The organism is Thermanaeromonas sp. DSM 22490 (assembly GCF_056378755.1).
Genome location: NZ_JBJHHE010000002.1, coordinates 153104 through 171033, shown reverse-complemented (window position 1 = coordinate 171033; position 17930 = coordinate 153104). Strand labels below are relative to the sequence as shown.

19 protein-coding genes are annotated in these 17930 nt (G+C 50.5%); all 19 read right to left on the bottom strand.

What is annotated here, in order from left to right:
- Window positions 1–9: 9 nt before the first annotated feature.
- The 19 genes from AC1BI1_RS02420 to codY all read right to left on the bottom strand — a co-directional run bounded on the left by AC1BI1_RS02420 (window position 10) and on the right by codY (window position 17919).
- Entirely contained in the window at window positions 10–321 is a 312-nt protein-coding gene (locus AC1BI1_RS02420; RefSeq protein WP_476715671.1) for a L7Ae/L30e/S12e/Gadd45 family ribosomal protein, read from the bottom strand.
- A complete protein-coding gene (gene rnpM / locus AC1BI1_RS02415) occupies window positions 305–592 on the bottom strand; it encodes an RNase P modulator RnpM (protein ID WP_476715670.1) in 288 nt (95 codons plus the stop codon). Before rnpM ends, AC1BI1_RS02420 begins: the two co-directional genes overlap by 17 nt.
- Window positions 593–611: 19 nt before the next feature.
- Window positions 612–1685 carry a transcription termination factor NusA gene (nusA, locus tag AC1BI1_RS02410; RefSeq protein ID WP_476715669.1) on the bottom strand — a complete coding sequence of 358 codons (1074 nt, stop codon included), beginning with the start codon at window positions 1683–1685 and terminating at the stop codon, window positions 612–614.
- 16 nt (window positions 1686–1701) lie between these two features.
- Window positions 1702–2115: a ribosome maturation factor RimP gene (locus tag AC1BI1_RS02405; RefSeq protein ID WP_476715754.1), complete on the bottom strand. Its 414-nt coding sequence runs from the start codon at window positions 2113–2115 to the stop codon at window positions 1702–1704.
- Between the two features lie 202 nt (window positions 2116–2317).
- Entirely contained in the window at window positions 2318–5956 is a 3639-nt protein-coding gene (locus AC1BI1_RS02400) for a PolC-type DNA polymerase III (protein WP_476715668.1), read from the bottom strand.
- Between the two features lie 96 nt (window positions 5957–6052).
- The gene (locus AC1BI1_RS02395; protein ID WP_476715667.1) at window positions 6053–7789 is read right to left on the bottom strand and encodes a proline--tRNA ligase; all 1737 of its coding nucleotides are present in this window, start codon (window positions 7787–7789) and stop codon (window positions 6053–6055) included.
- Window positions 7776–8858: a flavodoxin-dependent (E)-4-hydroxy-3-methylbut-2-enyl-diphosphate synthase gene (gene ispG / locus AC1BI1_RS02390; protein WP_476715753.1), complete on the bottom strand. Its 1083-nt coding sequence runs from the start codon at window positions 8856–8858 to the stop codon at window positions 7776–7778. The genes AC1BI1_RS02395 and ispG overlap by 14 nt, the downstream gene beginning before the upstream one ends.
- A gap of 16 nt (window positions 8859–8874) precedes the next feature.
- Window positions 8875–9885, bottom strand: coding sequence for an RIP metalloprotease RseP (gene rseP / locus AC1BI1_RS02385; RefSeq protein WP_476715666.1), 1011 nt, complete (start codon window positions 9883–9885; stop codon window positions 8875–8877).
- A complete protein-coding gene (locus tag AC1BI1_RS02380) occupies window positions 9885–11057 on the bottom strand; it encodes a 1-deoxy-D-xylulose-5-phosphate reductoisomerase (RefSeq protein WP_476715665.1) in 1173 nt (390 codons plus the stop codon). The genes rseP and AC1BI1_RS02380 overlap by 1 nt, the downstream gene beginning before the upstream one ends.
- Before the next feature lie 19 nt (window positions 11058–11076).
- Entirely contained in the window at window positions 11077–12165 is a 1089-nt protein-coding gene (gene ytvI, locus AC1BI1_RS02375) for a sporulation integral membrane protein YtvI (RefSeq protein WP_476715664.1), read from the bottom strand.
- Window positions 12166–12180: 15 nt separating this feature from the next.
- Complete coding sequence (locus AC1BI1_RS02370) at window positions 12181–12966, bottom strand: phosphatidate cytidylyltransferase (protein ID WP_476715663.1); 786 nt, start codon at window positions 12964–12966, stop codon at window positions 12181–12183.
- Window positions 12967–13761 carry an isoprenyl transferase gene (locus tag AC1BI1_RS02365; RefSeq protein ID WP_476715662.1) on the bottom strand — a complete coding sequence of 265 codons (795 nt, stop codon included), beginning with the start codon at window positions 13759–13761 and terminating at the stop codon, window positions 12967–12969.
- 37 nt (window positions 13762–13798) lie between these two features.
- Window positions 13799–13969, bottom strand: a complete 171-nt coding sequence (locus AC1BI1_RS02360; RefSeq protein WP_476715661.1) for a DUF362 domain-containing protein — start codon at window positions 13967–13969, stop codon at window positions 13799–13801.
- On the bottom strand, window positions 13950–14192 hold the full coding sequence (locus AC1BI1_RS02355) for a hypothetical protein (RefSeq protein WP_476715660.1): 243 nt from the start codon (window positions 14190–14192) through the stop codon (window positions 13950–13952). Before AC1BI1_RS02355 ends, AC1BI1_RS02360 begins: the two co-directional genes overlap by 20 nt.
- 7 nt (window positions 14193–14199) lie before the next feature.
- Complete coding sequence (frr, locus tag AC1BI1_RS02350) at window positions 14200–14721, bottom strand: ribosome recycling factor (RefSeq protein WP_476715752.1); 522 nt, start codon at window positions 14719–14721, stop codon at window positions 14200–14202.
- Between the two features lie 39 nt (window positions 14722–14760).
- On the bottom strand, window positions 14761–15477 hold the full coding sequence (gene pyrH, locus AC1BI1_RS02345; protein ID WP_476715659.1) for a UMP kinase: 717 nt from the start codon (window positions 15475–15477) through the stop codon (window positions 14761–14763).
- A gap of 105 nt (window positions 15478–15582) precedes the next feature.
- Window positions 15583–16182 carry a translation elongation factor Ts gene (tsf, locus tag AC1BI1_RS02340; RefSeq protein WP_476715658.1) on the bottom strand — a complete coding sequence of 200 codons (600 nt, stop codon included), beginning with the start codon at window positions 16180–16182 and terminating at the stop codon, window positions 15583–15585.
- Between the two features lie 12 nt (window positions 16183–16194).
- Window positions 16195–16905 carry a 30S ribosomal protein S2 gene (gene rpsB, locus AC1BI1_RS02335; RefSeq protein ID WP_476715657.1) on the bottom strand — a complete coding sequence of 237 codons (711 nt, stop codon included), beginning with the start codon at window positions 16903–16905 and terminating at the stop codon, window positions 16195–16197.
- 231 nt (window positions 16906–17136) lie between these two features.
- Window positions 17137–17919 (bottom strand): GTP-sensing pleiotropic transcriptional regulator CodY, encoded by a 783-nt coding sequence (gene codY, locus AC1BI1_RS02330; RefSeq protein WP_476715656.1) that lies wholly within the window; start codon window positions 17917–17919, stop codon window positions 17137–17139.
- Window positions 17920–17930: the final 11 nt, after the last annotated feature.

Below are 17930 nucleotides of genomic sequence, written 5' to 3'. Positions count from 1 at the left end.
CCATAAATTTCATGGCCAACCAACCTCCCCTGCTACCTGTCGTATTAACTCAGCAAAGCCCACTTCTTCCACCCCCACTACAGTACAAGGAGGTTTTCCCAGGGCCAGACCTATTTCTTCTTTTTTACCCCATATCGCCAGGGGAACACCAGTCTTTTGGCAGAGGAGCCAGAACTCTCTCTTAAGGCGGGGACTGGCATCCTCAGTTATAATCACTAGATAAACTTTGCCTTTCCTTAAGCTAGCCTTTGTTGCCCTGGCCCCCCAGGCAAGCTTTCTGGCCCGCAAAGCCAGGCCCAGAAGCTCAAGAATCCTCTTCATAAGACTCCTTTCTCAAGCTGGCCTCCAGTTCGGCCAGTATTTCAGGATTAATCTGTACACCCAGGGTCTTTTCTAGGGCGCGGCTTTTAATGGCTTTCTGTAAGCATTCTATTCGCGGGCAAAGGTAAGCACCTCGCCCGGCTTTCTTGCCTGTAGGATCTATGAGCAAAGTTAGCTCTGGAGTCCGGACTACGCGAATCAGCTCTTTTTTTTCTTTCCGGCTGCGACAGCCCACGCACATGCGCACAGGCACTTTTTTCGGTCGAGGCACCTTTCCTTCTCCCCCATTTTTAAGCCTCAAGGTCTAGATCGTCATCCCAAGCGTCCCAGTCCCCTGCTTCACTTTCACTCTTAATGTCAATCTTCCACCCGGTGAGTTTAGCTGCCAGGCGTGCATTTTGGCCTTCTTTGCCTATGGCTAAAGATAGCTGATTATCAGGTACAATAACGCTCCCAATCTTGTTTTCATAATCAATCTCTACATCCAGAACCCGGGCGGGACTTAAAGAATTGGCCACAAAAACCGCAGGGTCATCGCTCCATTTAATGATATCAATTTTTTCTCCTCGTAATTCATTAACAATTGCCTGAACTCTAATACCCTTAGGTCCCACACAAGCTCCCACCGGGTCCACCCTTTCCTCCCGGGAATGGACGGCAATTTTCGACCTAGTACCGGCCTCACGAGCCACCCCTTTAATTTCAACTATGCCATCATGAATTTCGGGTACCTCTAATTCAAACAAACGTTTAAGCAGTCCTGGGTGAGTGCGGGAAACAAAAATCTGTGGCCCTTTAGTGGTCTTCTTGACTTCTACCACATAAACCTTTATCCTTTCTCCCGGAGAATAGGTTTCCGTCGGTATCTGTTCGGTAGGGGCCATTATGGCTTCCACGCGGCCCAGGTCAATAATCCAATTCTTACCTTCCTGGCGTCTCACGATACCTGTAACAATGTCATTTTCATGGGCGATAAATTCTTCATAAATTAAGTTGCGCTCAGCTTCTCGAATGCGCTGAATTACTACCTGTTTGGCCGTTTGAGCTGCTATTCTACCGAATTCTTTAGGAGTAATCTCCTTTTCTACTATATCTCCCACTTCATAATTGCTGTTGAGATATCGCGCCTCACTCAGGCTAATTTCTGTCCGGGGATCGTTAACCTTTTCCACCACCTTTTTTTGGGCAAAAACTTTTATTTCACCCGTCTCTGGCTGAATGTGTACCCGAACATTTTGAGCAGACCCAAAATTTTTCTTATAAGCCGATACCAGGGCTGCTTCAATGGCTTCTAACAAAACAGCTATCTGCAGGCCTTTTTCCCGCTCCAGTTCCTTTAAAGCGTATATAAACTCCGTATTCATTGTCTTTAAGCCCTCCTCACTCCTTCCTGGGTTCATACTTAAGTTTGGCGCTGGCTATTCCCTGGCGAGGAATGCTGAGCTGCTCCCCTGAGGGAGTCAATATGGCGACCGTTTCCCCCTCCAGGCCTAAAAGCTCGCCTTCAAAATTTCGCCGCCCATATATAGGAGCAAAAGTACGTATGGTAACCTTGCGCCCTTGAAAACGTATAAAGTCAGCATCTTTTTTAAGGGGGCGTTCTACCCCGGGCGAGGATACTTCTAAATAATAACTATGAGGAATGGGATCCGCGCGATCCAATTCCTCTTCGACCGCCCGGCTAACCCTCTCACAATCATCCAGGCTGACTCCCCCCGGGCCATCAATAAATAAGCGTAGGAAATACCTCTGCCCCTCGCGACAGTATTCTACATCCACCAGTTCGTAACCCATTTGCACAATAATAGGTTCTACCAAACTCTGTACAGTGGAGGCTATTTTACCCACAGCCTTCCCTCCCCAACATCAACATAAAAGAGTGGGTTCTCACCCACTCTTTGCGCACATTACTTCTCCTTCCTTAAGGGCTTAAAATGCAAGCTAAAACCTAGCCATAGTATAGCACAGCTTTTAACCCTATGCAAGTCTTGAGCCTTTAAAACAGCACCAATTGGTCAGTGGCCGGAAGATCTGCCAAACATCCATGGCGCTCTAAAATTTCCAGTACCGCCCGGTTAATCCGACTCCGGCGCTGCAAATCTTCCACCGAGGTAAAAGGCTTTTCATCGCGGGCTCGGACAATGGCTTCCGCCGCCGCCCGGCCTACCCCGGCCAGCGCACCCAGGGGAGGGAGCAGTTCTCCGGGGCCTATCAAGAAACGAGTGGCAGCGGACCTGGCCAGGTCCACCCGTTTTAATTTGATGCCCCGACAAAACATTTCCCTGGCCACTTCTAAAATTGACAAGAAATTCTTGTCCCGGGCACTAGCCTCATTACCCTTGCGCTCCAATGTTTCTATTTCTTGCCGGACCCGGTCCAGGCCCTGGCAGATGATGTCAGCATCGAATTCCTCGGCCCGGACGCTAAAGAAAGCAGCGTAGAAGGCCTCTGGATAATAAACTTTATAGTAGGCAATACGAAAGGCCATCATAACATAGGCCACAGCATGTGCTTTAGGAAACAGATAAGTAATCTTTTTACACGACTGCAGAAACCATTCGGGCACCCCTGCTGCCCGCATTATCTCTTCGTATTCCCCTTTTACGCCTTTGCCTTTGCGCACATCTTCCATAACCCGGAAGGCCACATCCGGAGCCACACCTTTTTGGATCAGGAAGTTCATAATATCGTCCCGGGTAGAAATGGCCTCACTCAGGCGGGCAGTCCCGCTCCTTATGAGGTCTTGAGCATTATTAAGCCAGACATCCGTTCCATGGGAAAAACCGCTGATCCGCACCAGTTCAGAAAAGGTTTTGGGGCGGGTTTCCTCGAGCATTTGGCGTACAAAACGCGTACCAAATTCGGGAATGCCCAAGGTCCCCACCTGGGAACCGATGTCCTCGGGGTTAACCCCCAGGACCTCTACACTGGAAAAGAGGGACATGGTTTTCTTCTCGTCCAGTGGTATCTCCCGTGCCGGTACGCCAGTCAAATCTTCCAGCATCTTTATTACCGTAGGATCATCGTGGCCCAACAGGTCTAACTTTACCAATCTCTCACTTAAAGCTTCGTAATCAAAATGGGTAGTAATAACATTACTGGAGGGATCATCAGCCGGCCTCTGCAGAGGAGTAAATAAATGGATATCCATCCCTCGGGGCACCACCATTAGTCCGCCGGGGTGCTGGCCGGTAGTCCGTTTAACCCCTGTGCAACCGCGTACCAGGCGGTTAATCTCCGCTTGCCGTAGCTTTAAATTGCGCTCTTCCAAGTACTTCTGCACAAAGCCAAAGGCCGTACGCTCCGCTATGGTAGCTATAGTGCCGGCCCGGAACACGTGGTCTTTGCCAAACATCTCTTCTGCGTAACGGTGGGCCCGGGCCTGATATTCCCCGGAAAAATTGAGATCAATATCTGGCACCTTATCTCCTTTAAAGCCGAGAAAAACCTCGAAAGGTATATCATGGCCATCCTTAACCAGCCTTTGGCCACATTGGGGGCACCGCTTATCCGGCAGGTCGGCCCCGCAGTTAACACTGCCATCCTGGATAAACTCGGTATAGCGGCAGCCCGGACACCGGTAGTGGGGAGGTAAGGGGTTAACTTCTGTAATACCCGCCATGGTAGCCACCAAGGAAGAGCCCACCGAACCCCGGGAACCTACCAGATAGCCATCTTCGTTGGACTTTTTGACCAGCTTATGGGCAATGAGATAAAGAACCGCAAAACCGTGTTTAATAATAGAACCGAGTTCCTTATCCAAGCGGGCCTGGACCACCGGTGGGAGGGGATCGCCATACCACTCCCGCGCCCGGCCCAGGACAATCCGGGTCAGTTCTTCCTCCGCCCCTGGAATTTCCGGCGGATAAAATTCATCGGGAATGGGCTTGATCTCTTCCACCGCCTCAGCCAGAGCCCGCGGGTTATCAATCACTACCTCCCTAGCTTTCTCTTCACCCAAATAACTGAACTCGGTCAGCATCTCCTCTGTTGTCCGGTAAAAAAGGGGGGCCTGGACTTCATCTTCATAACCCTGGCCTGCTAGAAGAATTTGGCGAAAGATGGCATCCTCGGGTTCGATAAAATGGACATCGCCGGTTGCCACCACCGGCTTACCTAATTTTTCACCCAGGGCCACAATTTTGCGATTCATCTCTTCCAGGGCTTGCCTATCAGGCACTTTCCCTTCCCGAACCAGAAATTCATTGTTGGCCAGGGGCTGGATTTCCAGGTAATCATAAAAAGCCGCTATCTCGGTGAGCTTATCCTCATCCGCTCCGGCCAGGTAGTGCCGAATAAGCTCTCCCGCCTCACAGGCTGTACCTAAAAGTAATCCCTCACGATATTGCTTTAGCAGTTGGCGAGATATCCTGGGCTTGCGGTAAAAATATTGCAAATGAGAAGCAGTTACCAGACGATAAAGGTTAAGGAGTCCCTCCCGGTTTTTAACTAGAAGCACAATGTGGTAGGTCTTTTGCTGGTCCGGTGGAGAACCGTCATCATCAAATAAATACCCTTCCAGACCATAAATTATCTTTATTCCATATTTGCGGGCAGCTTCAGCGGCTACCGGGAAAGCTTGGAGAACACCATGATCAGTAATGGCGAGGGCTCCGTGCTGCCAGCGGGCAGCCAGGCATATTGCTTCCTCAACTTCCGCCACACCGTCCATGGCGCTCATTTTAGTATGAAGATGTAGCTCCACTCTTTTCACCGGTGCCAGATCCTGGCGTAAGCGCGGTTCGGCCAGCTCAATATCCCGGGCCAGCAGCACTAATTCCTGGCTATAGGGATCGTACTGGACATCTCCCCTGATCAATACCCAGTCGCCCGGCTGCAAAGTCTTCTCCTTTAAGGGCCCCTCGGCAACAAAAGCCTTTACACTTATGCTATCGGTTCTATCGGTCACATCAAAGGTTACCAGCAGGCGGCCGCTCTTAAGCTGCCTGGCAGCAAAATTTGACACCTCTCCCCGTACGATTACCTGGTGTTCTTCATCCTGAATTTCTTTAAGGGCGCGCTCTGGACCTTTAATTTTATTGCCCAGCAACACCCTCCCGTCTTCCGGCTTAGCCGTGGCTCCTTCCTGACAGCCCTCATTATCCTTGGCCGGCTGGAGAACTTTTTGGAGTTCTTGTGCCTGTAACTCCTTGGACACCCGGGCCAGCTCCTGGCCGTAATCCTTATCGGCCTTAAGTTCTACCTTTACCTCCTGCTTCAGGGCGCGCTGCAAGACTTCGGTTAAGACCGCCGCACAACCCAGTTGTTTCAACGCTTCCACCGCTAGCTTGCCCGGCAGGATTAGCTCCCACTTGCTGCCCTCGCCCTTTTCTAGGCGGGCCCCGGCCAGCCAGGCCCGACTACCATTGCCTAGGTAGCTGGCCACTTGCTGTAAAATCTGTTCCTTAAATAATTCTTTTTCTTCTTTTTCCTCTTTTTCCTTTTTTTTCTCTTCTTCCCAGCTAGTAGGTTCAATTTGTTCCAACTTGATTTCCAGGCCGGGAAACTGCTCTGACAGGAAGCTTTGCCAGGAGACCTCTTCCGCGGGTGTTAGCCCACCTCGCAGCCAGATGCGGCATCGGCCCTGACGACGAAACACTTCTACCTTTTCAATGGCCGCAAGATCAACAGCCATGCCACTGCTCCCCCATGAAACGCTCTAAGCCTCATAGCTGTGGGAAATTTTAAAGAAGCCCATTCGCTAGAAGCCAAAGGAGGCTCAAAACCTGGACTAACCCAGATAAAATTCCTCCGGTGACTGCAGTGCTCTCATTATGGCTTCCTTTACTCGCCGGGCCAGACCTTCTCGCGGTACCGCCTTTTCTTCCTTGCTCCAGCGCCACTTCCAGTCTACGGTACCCTGCGTTAGGGTTTTCTTGCCAATAGTTAACCTCAGAGGATAGCCGATGAGATCGGCCTCTACAAATTTAACCCCTGCCCTTTCATCCCGGTCATCCAGGACTACCTCCAGCCCCTCCGCCTGCAATTCCTGGTAAAGCTTCTCTGCCACAGCCATCTGTATTTCATCCCGTCCGGAAACAGGTATTATTACCACCTGATAGGGAGCAATGGAGATAGGCCAGATAATGCCATGCTCATCATGGTGCTGCTCCACAGCAGCAGCCATAGTCCGGCTAATGCCGATTCCGTAGCAACCCATGACCACGGGATGTTCCTCGCCTTTTTCATCCACATAAGTGGCGCCTAAGGCCTGGCTGTACTTGGTACCCAACTTAAAAATTTGCCCTACCTCTATTCCCCGGGCCTGGTCCAAAACAGAGCCGCATTGGGGACAGGGTTCACCCGCTTCGGCCTGGCGCAGGTCCGCCACCTTGACGGGGGTAAAGTCGCGGCCCGGGTTAACATTCACGAAATGGTAATCATTGTAGTTAGCTCCGGCCACCGCATTAACCAGGTAAGGAATTTCCAAATCTGCATAGATAGGAATATTGCCCAGGCCTACCGGACCTACATATCCCACAGTCACTCCCAGCAACTTTTCGACCTTCTCCGGTTCAGCTAAGTTTAATTGGCGACATCCCACGGCTTTCTGCAGCTTAACCTCGTTTAACTCGCGGTCTCCTCGCACCAGGGCAGCTATCAGCTGACCATCCGCTTCATAAAGGATGGTCTTAATAAGGCGCTGGGGTTCAATGCCCAGATAAGCGCAGACCTCTTTAACGGTGCGCTGGCCCGGGGTAGCCACCTTCTCCAAAGGTAAGGCTTGGTCATCTCCTGTTAAGGGTCGCGGTGTAGCCTTAGCTATTTCTACATTGGCAGCATAATTACAATGGTGGCAGAAAAGTACCACGGCTTCTCCGGCTTCGGCCAGGACCATAAACTCGTGGCTGGAACTCCCGCCAATAGCTCCCGTATCGGCCTCTACGACCCGAAACTTTAGGCCACACCGGCGAAAGACGTTGCTGTAAGCCGCATACATCTTGTCGTAGCTCTCCTGCAGGCCCTCTTCGTCCCGGTCGAAGGAATAGAGATCCTTCATGATAAATTCCCGGCCCCTAAGTAAGCCAAAGCGCGGCCTCCGCTCATCCCGGTACTTATTTTGAATCTGGTACAACAGCAAAGGGAGTTGCCGGTAAGAATTAACCTCACTGCGAACCAGGGCCGTAACTATTTCCTCATGGGTGGGGCCTAAACAAAAATTACGGCCATGGCGGTCTTGCAGGCGAAACATTTCTTCACCGTAAACTTCCCAGCGACCGCTCTCCTGCCAAATTTCTGCAGGCTGAATAATGGGTAGCACCAATTCCTGAGCACCGGCGCGGTCCATTTCCTCTCTAACAATATCTTCAATTTTGCGCAGAACCCTCCAGGCCAAAGGAAGGAAAGTATAAATGCCGGCAGCGGCCTTACGAATAAAACCTGCCCGCAATAATAACTGGTGACTGATAACCTCGGCTTCAGCAGGTATTTCCTTTAAAGTAGGAGCAAAAAGTTCACTTGCTCGCATCCTTTTCCTCCCATCCCAGTATAATTTCATTAACTTCTTCTAGCAGGGCCTCCACCAATTGTCCTTCTGGCACCCGCTTGACTATTTCTCCTTTCCTGAAAACCGTACCCCACCCCCGCCCCCCGGCTATACCGACATCGGCCTGCCGGGCCTCTCCGGGACCGTTGACCGCGCAGCCCATTACGGCTACTTTTAGGGGAAAAGTAATGCCCTTTAACTTCTCTTCCACTTGAGCAGCTAATCTCTCTAAATCAATTTGGCAGCGGCCGCAGGTAGGACAGGAAATAAGCTCCACTCCCCTCCGCCTCAAGCCTAAGGAGCGCAAAATGTAATAGGCTACTTCTACCTCTAAAACGGGATCGCCCGTCAAGGAAACCCTTATAGTATCACCGATGCCCTGGCTTAGCAAAATACCTAAACCCACCGCCGATTTCACTGCCCCCGGTAGGACAGGACCCGCTTCGGTCACGCCCAGGTGGAAAGGGTAGTCGACTTGCTCGGCCAGAAGGCGATAAGCCTCTATCATTAAAAGTACTTCCGAGGCTTTAAGGGAAACTTTAATATTAAAAAATCCCTGATCTTCCAAAAGGCGTATAGAGCGCAGAGCGCTGGCCACCATGGCTTCCGCCGTTACGCCCCCATGGGCGGCCTTCACTTCCTCCTCTAGAGAACCCGCATTTACTCCCACCCGGATGGGTACGCCGCGCTCCGCTGCCTCCCGGGCTACGAGCTTTAAAGCTTGAGGACCGCCAATATTACCGGGATTTATCCGCAGGCCATCCACCCCGGCAGCCAGGGCCTCCAAAGCCAGGCGGTAATCAAAATGAATATCGGCAATAAGGGGGATATTGATCTGCTCTTTTATTCTTTTTAAGGCCCGCGCTCCCTCCCGGTCCGGCACAGCCACCCGGACAATTTCACAGCCTGCCTCTTCCAGGCGCCTAATTTGAGCCACAGTAGCTTCCACGTTCCGGGTATCAGTATTGGTCATAGATTGGACGGAGATGGGAGCCCCGCCCCCGACGGGCACCTTGCCTACATAAATTCTGCGGGAAGGCCGCCTTTTAATCTCCACCATCTTCACCTCAGCTGAAAAGGCGTATCAAATCCTGGTAGGTTATTAATATCAATAAACCCATGAGCAGGGCAAATCCTATGAGGTGAATCATATTTTCTTTAGCAGGATCAATAGGTCGGCCCCGGATCCATTCCCAGCTTAAGAAAACCAATCTGCTGCCGTCTAGAGCCGGAACGGGTAAGAGATTTATTAAACCTAGATCCAGGCTTAGCACAGCAGTAAAATTGAGGACATTGGCCAGACCAAAGGTAGCCGCTTGGCCCACCATCTGGACTATGCCTACCGGACCTACCACTTCCGGGGCTACCCTACCGGTAAGCATCTGTACCAGGCTAACAATAATCATAGCTGTTATGGCCACTGCCTGGGAAAAACCCAGGTGTATGGACCGCCAGAATCCCTGCCGTTCCCACAGGGGGCCTATCCCTATCATTCCTACTCCCGAGCGCGGATCGCGCTCGCTTTTAACCGTTACCTTCTGCCGCTGACCCCCACGTTCTATTTCTAAAACAATATCCTCTTCCGGCCGCTGGTAAATCTCCCGCACCATGGCTGTCCAGCTATCCACCGGCACGCCGTCAATAGAGAGAACCTTATCTCCGGGCTTCAATCCGGCTAAATCTGCCGGCCTTCCGGGTTCCACCCTACCGATAACATTTACATCTTTAGGAATACCTAAGACCATGAAAATAAAAACAAATAGCCCAACCGCCAGGACAAAATTCATGCCTGAGCCAGCGGCGATCACGGCCATGCGCGTCAGTACCGGCTGCTTATTAAAACCTCGGGGATCATCTTCGCCCTGTCCCTCCATCCCGGCCATGCGATTAAAGCCGCCGAAGGGAAACGCCCTCAAAGAGTATATTGTCTCACCGCGCTTAAATTTAAGAAGGGCGGGGCCCATGCCTATGGCAAATTCCTCCACTTTAATACCGGCCCTTTTAGCCACCAAAAAATGGCCCAGCTCATGGGCAACGATCAGGAGGCTGAAAACTAGCAATGCCAATATTATCGTCACTAAGACCTACTCCTTCCTTTCTCCAAACCGGAGACCAAGGATAAAACCTCTCGGCGGGCCCAGGTGTCAGCAGCCAGTATATCTTCCAGGCTGGGGTTGGAAAGCTTAACATGCCGGGTTAAAACTTCTTCTACTAAGCGGGAGATGTCCGAAAACTTTATATTACCCCGCAAGAACAGGTCCACCGCCACCTCGTCGGCAGCGTTTAAGACGGCCGGGAACGTCCCGCCCTGGCAGCCGGCCTCCAGGGCTAGCTTAAAACAGGGAAAACGCTGCCAGTCAGGTCGCTCAAAAGTGAGTTCCCCTAAAGCCGCCAGATCAAGACAACTATAGGCATTGTCCCACCTCTCCGGCCACGTCAGAGCATACTGGATAGGAAGACGCATATCTGGTAAACTCATGTGAGCCAGAGAACTGCCATCATTATATGTAACTATAGCATGAACAATGCTCTGGGGATGAATCAAAACTTCAATATCCTCGTACTCCAGCTGGAAAAGATGTTTGGCCTCGATAACCTCGAATCCCTTGTTCATCAAAGTAGCCGAATCCACGGTAATTCTGGGCCCCATTTTCCAATTGGGGTGGGCCAGGGCCATTTCCGGTGTAACTTTGTCCATTTCCTCTAAAGGCAACCGCCGCAGAGGTCCGCCAGAAGCTGTGAGGGTAACTTTTTTGACCCGCTCCCCCGCTCGCAGGCACTGGAAAATGGCCGAATGTTCGCTGTCCACGGGCAAAATCTTGATTCCCTTAAACCGGGCCCTCTCCATGACCAGGTCTCCGGCCGTCACCAGGATTTCTTTATTGGCCAGAGCTATGTTTTTCCCCGCTTCAATGGCTGCCAGCACTGCCGGCAAACTCTTAATCCCTACCATGGCAGCCAGCACCAGCTCGGCCTCAGGCAGGGTAGCTGCGGCGGCCAGCCCTTCCTCGCCGGCCAGTACCTCGACTCCTAATCCCTGCACCCTTGCTCTTAGCTCATTCTGCCTCCCCTTATCCAGCACCACCGCCACCCGGGGCCGGTAACGCTTCACCTGCTCCTCCAGCAAATCTATATTGCGGGCCGCAGCCAGGGCCACTACCCGGAACCTCTCCCTATAATTATCTATAACTTCCAGGGCCTGCCGGCCGATGGACCCGGTGGAACCTAAAATGACTATACTTTTAGCCATTAAGGGCCTCCTGCCTCTTCTATCTTTTGCCTGCTGCTAAAAAAGCTTTGATGACAACTACCGTTAGGGGACCTACGATCAATCCCGCGATGCCCAGCAATTTTAATCCTGCATAAAGGGCAATCAAAGTGGTCAAGGGATGCAGGCCTAAGTTGATGGCTACTAGCTTGGGCTGCAAAAGCTGGCGCAATAGGATAATAAAGCTATAAAGAACTAGTAGAGCAATGCCCAACCCGTACCTGCCCCGGATAAATTCCCAAATAGCCCAGGGAATATAAATGGTGCCCGGGCCCACAATGGGCAGGATGTCGGCCAAGCCGATCAAAAAAGCCAAGGTTAGAGCGTAGTCTACTCGCAGTATCAGCAAGCCGATTACCGTCTGCGTAATTTGGAGGCTAATTAAAACTGTTTCTGCCCTCAGCACCCCGATAATTGCCTTGCCCAAAAAAGCTCCGGTCCTCTCCACCCGCTCTGCCCAAATTCGGGGCAAAGAACGTCGCAGGGTGGTCAGAATTACTTCTTTATCCCGGCTGAAGAAGAAAGTAGCCACCAGGGTGATAATAACCAAAATAAAAAGTTCTGGCAAGGAGCTCAAGAAAGCTATCAGCCACTGGACTATAAAGGTTAATAGTCCCCTTAAACTGGCAATACCTGTATTTAGGAGGTTTTGGATCGAATTCCAAATATCGGGCGGCAGGTTACCGGAAAAATAAAAAGCCTGCACCCGCGCCAGCAAACTTTGCAGCACAGGTCCCAGGGCTCGGGCCTGAGCCGGCAGGCTGGCCACTAAGACCTCGAGTTCCAGAATAAGGTTAGAAATTAAGAAAAAAAGGGCGATACTTGTTAAACCTAAAACAACCAAAATGGCAGCCAGTACAGCTACAGTCCGGCTTAATCTTCCCCGCTCCTGGAGAAAGTTTACCACCGGATCTATTAAAGCAGCAAGTAAAGCCGCCAGGGCAAAAGGAAGCATCACCGGCACTATTTTATTTATAATCACTGCCACCGCAGGGAAAATATAATAAAAAAGAAAGAAGCAAATAATAATAACCATTAGGACCAATAGTAATACCTGAAATACCCGCATAAAGCGATCCTGTGCAGTCAAGAAATTCACCTCTGCTTAACTAACAAATATCCAGAAATAGTATACCACTGGTCCCACTAGAAACAAACTATCAAAGCGATCTAAGATGCCGCCGTGGCCGGGCAAAAAACGGCCACTATCCTTAACCTGCGCCAGTCGCTTTATCCCCGATTCTATCAAGTCTCCAGTTTGACCGGCTAAAGCAACCAGTAAGGAAAGGATGAGGAGCAAAAGCTGGCCTTGGGGCAATAATCTGCTGCCTATAAGAACGCCAACAATTAAAGTCCCCGCCAGCCCCCCTAAAGCTCCTTCCCATGTTTTCCCCGGGCTTAAAATCGGGCACATTTTTTTTCGGCCCCAGATTTTCCCTGCAAAATACGCTACCGTATCATTGGCCCAAACGAGGAGTAAAGTGAAGAGCAAAAGAGAGAAACCCCAGCCGGGAATAAGCCGTAAAAGCAGTAAATAGCTGAAGGAACCGGCCACATAAAGAACACCTAAAAAACTCGTGGCTACCTCCGCCAGAGAATAGCGGGGAAAGGTCAATAAAAATCCTAAAAGAAATAAGAAGAGAAGAAATTGCGGCAGGAAAGCGGGAAATTCTTGCCTTAAATATACCGTCACCAGTAAACCCAAGCCGCCTAACTGGCCCCAAGCGATCGGAGGATTTAACCCCATATGCTTTAATAAATGATAATACTCCCTTAGCCCCAAAAACGATAATATAACTATAAGGGCGAAAAACCAGCCCCCTCCTGCATAGGCCGGCAACAATAAAAGAGGGATACCTACTATGGCTACCAGGATACGTTGACCCAACACCTATTTTAATCCTCCAAAGCGACGCTCCCGCCGGGCATAATCCTGAAGGGCAGCCAGTAAATCTTCGCGACGAAAATCAGGCCATAAAGTAGAAGTAACCCACAATTCCGTGTAAGCTGACTGCCATAGCAAAAAGTTGCTAAGGCGCATTTCTCCAGCAGCTCTAATCAATAAATCGGGATCCGGCAGATCAGAAGTATAAAGATGATTGCTCAAAACCTCTTCGCTAATGTCGTTTATATCCAGTTTCCCCTGAAGAACATCCTGAACCACAGCACAACAAGCATCTACCAGTTCAGCCCGTCCTCCATAATTTAAAGCCAGATTAAGGATTAACCTTTTATTACCGGCTGTATGTTCCATGGCTCGGTGCAGTTCTCTTTGAGCTTCAGAAGGAAGTTCGTGTAACCGCCCAATAGCCCGTATTTGTACACCTTGCCTGTGTAGCTCCTCCACCTCACGCTCCAGATATTCCACTAAAAGCTGCATTAAAGCCTCTACTTCCGCGTGCGGCCTCTTCCAATTCTCCGTAGAAAAAGCGTAAACCGTAAGAACCTCAATGCCCCAATCGAGACAAGCTTTGACTACCTCTCGCAAGGCTTCGACCCCGGCCTTGTGCCCTGCCACCCTGGGCAACCCCCTGCGCAAAGCCCAGCGCCCGTTCCCGTCCATAATAATAGCCACATGCCGGGGTAAACGTCCATGATCGGGAAGGCTTGCCTGTTGCGCGTTTTTGCTGCGTCGCCGGGGAAATAACGAATAAATCACTCCCTGTATACCTCCTGCCAACTCCATAAAACAAACCCCCTCCGGGGGAGGGGGATTGTCGCCATCACTCTTCAACGATGGCCTCATTAGGACAAGCTTCCATACAAGCGCCACAATCAGTACAAAGTTCCGGGTCAATTACAAAGATGTTATCTCCCTCGGAAATAGCTCCATTAGGGCACTCATCAGCACATACACCACAGGCGAGGCATTCCTCAGTAATCCGATGGGGCATAGGTTCCTACACCTCCTTTCGCTGGTGGCTGGGTATATACTGGAGCCAGTACCAGCTCCACCTGGCCGGCTCCCACCACCCGAACCCTGACAACCCGGCTTTCAGCCTCTGAAGGGGAAGAATTCTGCCCGCCGGTAAACTTAATAGCCACCACCTGGTAACCAGCTTCAGCAAGGGCCGGTTTTGCTTCTTCAGGTGGTAAACCCAGATAATCCTCCAACAATTCCTCTTTAAACCTCCATAATTTCTTCTTCCTTGGTGGCCAAAGCCCTATCAATGGCTTGAATATACTTATCCGTCAACTTTTGCACTTTATCCTGGGCCCGGCGCACTTCATCTTCCGAAATTTCACCGCTCTTCTCCTTGGCTTTAAGCTTATCGTTGGCATCGCGCCGGATATTGCGTACAATCACCCGGAATTCCTCTGCTTTTTTCCTGGCCAGCTTAACCAGCTCAGCCCGCCTTTCTTCGGTGAGCTGGGGCAGAACAATGCGGATTACCGTTCCATCGCTGGTAGGGGTTAAGCCCAAATCAGATTTAAGAATGGCCTTTTCCATTTCACCCAGCATAGAACGATCCCAGGGCTGAACGACAAGCAAGCGGGCTTCGGGAGCGGAAATAGTAGCTAACTGGTTAATGGGAGTAGGTGTTCCGTAATAATTGACTTGTACTTTTTCCAGCAGAGCAGGATTAGCCCTCCCTGCTCTAATGCTAGCCAGCTCCCGCCGCAGCCCCTCCACAGCCTTCTGCATTTTACTTTCTGCTTCTTTTAGGATCTCTTCCAACTGTACCTACCTCCCAACGTAAGTGCCTATTTCTTCACCCATCACCGCTTTAAGAATATTACCCTTTTCTTTAATGCCAAAAACAATTAGGGGAATGTTATTATCCATACAAAGAGAAGTAGCAGTAGAATCCATTACTCCTAAATTGCCGTTTAACACATCCAGGTAATCCAACCCTGCATACCGTTTGGCATTAGGATTTTGTTCCGGATCGGAATCATAAACCCCGTCAACTTTCTTGGCCATAAGGATTACTTCGGCCTCTATTTCTGCCGCCCTAAGGGCGGCAGTGGTATCCGTAGAAAAATAAGGGTTGCCCGTCCCTGCGGCAAAAATTACTACCCGACCTTTTTCCAAATGGCGGATGGCCCGCCTCCTGATGTAAGGCTCAGCTATTTGCCGCATTTCAATAGCCGTCTGCACCCGCGTATCAACCCCTATGCGTTCCAGGGCATCCTGCAGGGCCAGAGCGTTAATAACCGTGGCTAGCATGCCCATGTAGTCGGCTGTAGCCCGGTCCATGCCTTTAGCGCTTCCCTTGACTCCCCGCCAGATGTTGCCTCCGCCTACAACTACAGCTACATCTACTCCTAGATCCCGCACCTCTTTAATTTGTTCTGCGATGGAACTTATAGTATCCTGATCAATACCAAAACCTTGGTTCCCGGCTAACGCTTCTCCGCTTAATTTTAAAACCACCCTTTTATACTTGGGTTTCCGCATGAGGTGAGTACCTCCGTGACTCCCCATAATGTTTCTACATGTTAAGCAAAATTCCTTTCGCCTTTGGAAAAAAAGAGCACTTCCGTGCTCTTTTTTTCTTTACGCCTATGATAACTCTTCGCCCACCTCAAAGCGGGCAAAACGGCGTACCTCGATATTCTCGCCCAGCTTGGCTATTTTCTCCGCAATTATATCCTTCACCGTGCGTTCCATGTCTTTAATAAAGGGCTGTTCCAGCAAGCAGGTATCTTGATAAAATTTTTCCAACCGCCCAGCCACTATTTTATCAATAACCTTCTCCGGCTTGCCTTCGTTAAGGGCCTGAGCCCGAAGTATACTTTTCTCCTTTTCCACCACTTCCTCCGGCACATCTTCTCTTTTTACATACCGCGGTCGGGCAGCAGCCACCTGCATGGCCAGGTCATGAACCAGGGCCTTAAAATCCTCAGTCCGGGCCACAAAATCTGTTTCGCAATTCACTTCAATTAAAACCCCAATGCGGCCACCGCCGTGGATATAGGCCTCCACCAATCCCTCTTTGGTCGCCCTGCCCGCCTTTTTGGCAGCAGCTGCCAGACCCTTCATACGCAAATATTCAATAGCCTTCTCCATATCACCGCCGGTTTCTTCTAGAGCCCTTTTACAGTCCATCATACCGGCACCCGTGCGGTTACGCAACTCCTTGACATCAGCAGCAGAAATCATGGCTATCCCCCTCTATTCGCCCACAGCTTCAGGCTGATCTTGTCCTTGTAATCCTTCCAGCACGGCATCGGCTATCTTACTTGTTAAGAGTTTGACAGCCCGAATAGCGTCATCATTACCCGGAATCACGTAATCTATTTCATCTGGATTGCAATTGGTATCTACGATAGCTACAATGGGTATCCCTAAGCGCCGAGCTTCGGCTACGGCAATGCGCTCTTTCCGGGGGTCCACTACAAAAAGGGCATCCGGCAGTTGCCTCATGTTCTTGATGCCGCCCAGAAAGCGTTCCAGTTTTTCTTTTTCTTTACGCAACCTCATGGCTTCTTTCTTGGGCAGCAGCTCCATAGTGCCATCTTCTTCCATGCGCTCCAATTCCTTCAAGCGATCGATGCGCCGGCGAATGGTCGGGAAATTGGTCAGAGTACCCCCTAACCAGCGCACATTAACGTAATACATACCACACCGTTCTGCTTCTTCTTTGACCGATTCCTGCGCTTGCTTTTTAGTGCCCACAAAAAGAATCTTACCGCCGTCCCGCGCCAGATCGCGTACAAAATTATAGGCTTCCTCTATCTTTTTTACTGTACGCTGCAGGTCGATGATGTATATCCCGTTGCGCTCGGTAAAAATGTAAGGCGCCATTTTGGGATTCCAGCGCCGGGTCTGATGGCCAAAATGCACCCCGGCCTCTAGCAATTGCTTCATGGAAATAACTGCCATAAATTAACCTCCTCTTTGGTTTTATACCTCCGCTGCCCTCATCTTCACAGGAGACCTTTTAGGCACCGTCCTGTGCATCTAACAGCGTGTGGAATCAGACACCAGCGGTAGTATAGCATAAACCTGAACCACCCGCAAGTTTATAACAGAAAAACCCGAAAACAACAAAGCCAGGGGAATTCATTTTGCCCCCTGGCTTTGCTGGCCGGCATAGAAGAACTTGACTCTTTCTTACCGGCGAAGCTTCTGCAGTTCTTCCAGTAAATTATCGTTCAAGATGCGGATATAGGTTCCTTTCATACCCAGGGATTTCGACTCAATGACACCGGCGCTTTCAAACTTCCGCAGGGCATTGACAATTACCGAACGGGTAATGCCTGCCCTATCGGCAATTTTGCTGGCTACTAGAATTCCCTCATCTCCGTCCAGTTCGGCGAAGATGTGCTCAACTGCTTCCAATTCGGAATAAGACAGGGTAGCCAGCGCCACCTGAACGGCAGCCCGCTTGCGCGCCTCCTCTTCAATCTTCTCAGCTTTTGAGCGCAGGATCTCCATGCCTACTACTGTGGCTCCATATTCAGCTAAGATCAAATCCTCATCAGTAAAGCGGATATTAAATTTGGACAGCACTAATGTACCCAGTCGCTGCCCGCCGCTGATTATAGGCACCACAGTAGTTAATTTGTTGTTAAAAACACATCTTTTATCTGAGTCGAAAACGCAAGCATTACCCACCTGGCAGAAGTTGGCTTGTGTCTCATCAATACGGAGGAGCTGCTCATTGTATTTCTCCGGAAAACGCTCCGATTGAAATACAATCTCCTCCATGATGTCGCAAGTGAAGCCCTCCACAAAGGCATATCCCAGAACTCGCCCGTGGCGGCCTACGATATAAGTGTTAGCCCCCAAAACATCCCGGAGGACGCTGGCCATCTCCTGAAAGTCCACCGGGTTGCCCGCTGTCTTCTGCAGAAGGCGGTTAATACTACGAGTTTTTTCTAATAGAGTCTGCATGACAATCATTC

Excerpts from the sequence above, each read along its gene's own strand:
- AC1BI1_RS02420 (WP_476715671.1), bottom strand. The coding sequence starts at position 321 with ATGAAGAGGATTCTTGAGCTTCTGGGCCTGGCTTTGCGGGCCAGAAAG.
- nusA (WP_476715669.1), bottom strand. The coding sequence starts at position 1,685 with ATGAATACGGAGTTTATATACGCTTTAAAGGAACTGGAGCGGGAAAAA.
- AC1BI1_RS02405 (WP_476715754.1), bottom strand. The coding sequence starts at position 2,115 with ATGGGTTACGAACTGGTGGATGTAGAATACTGTCGCGAGGGGCAGAGG.
- AC1BI1_RS02400 (WP_476715668.1), bottom strand. The coding sequence starts at position 5,956 with ATGGCTGTTGATCTTGCGGCCATTGAAAAGGTAGAAGTGTTTCGTCGT.
- AC1BI1_RS02395 (WP_476715667.1), bottom strand. The coding sequence starts at position 7,789 with ATGCGAGCAAGTGAACTTTTTGCTCCTACTTTAAAGGAAATACCTGCT.
- AC1BI1_RS02380 (WP_476715665.1), bottom strand. The coding sequence starts at position 11,057 with ATGGCTAAAAGTATAGTCATTTTAGGTTCCACCGGGTCCATCGGCCGG.
- AC1BI1_RS02365 (WP_476715662.1), bottom strand. The coding sequence starts at position 13,761 with ATGGAGTTGGCAGGAGGTATACAGGGAGTGATTTATTCGTTATTTCCC.
- AC1BI1_RS02360 (WP_476715661.1), bottom strand. The coding sequence starts at position 13,969 with ATGCCCCATCGGATTACTGAGGAATGCCTCGCCTGTGGTGTATGTGCT.
- frr (WP_476715752.1), bottom strand. The coding sequence starts at position 14,721 with ATGCAGAAGGCTGTGGAGGGGCTGCGGCGGGAGCTGGCTAGCATTAGA.
- pyrH (WP_476715659.1), bottom strand. The coding sequence starts at position 15,477 with ATGCGGAAACCCAAGTATAAAAGGGTGGTTTTAAAATTAAGCGGAGAA.
- tsf (WP_476715658.1), bottom strand. The coding sequence starts at position 16,182 with ATGATTTCTGCTGCTGATGTCAAGGAGTTGCGTAACCGCACGGGTGCC.
- rpsB (WP_476715657.1), bottom strand. The coding sequence starts at position 16,905 with ATGGCAGTTATTTCCATGAAGCAATTGCTAGAGGCCGGGGTGCATTTT.
- codY (WP_476715656.1), bottom strand. The coding sequence starts at position 17,919 with ATGCAGACTCTATTAGAAAAAACTCGTAGTATTAACCGCCTTCTGCAG.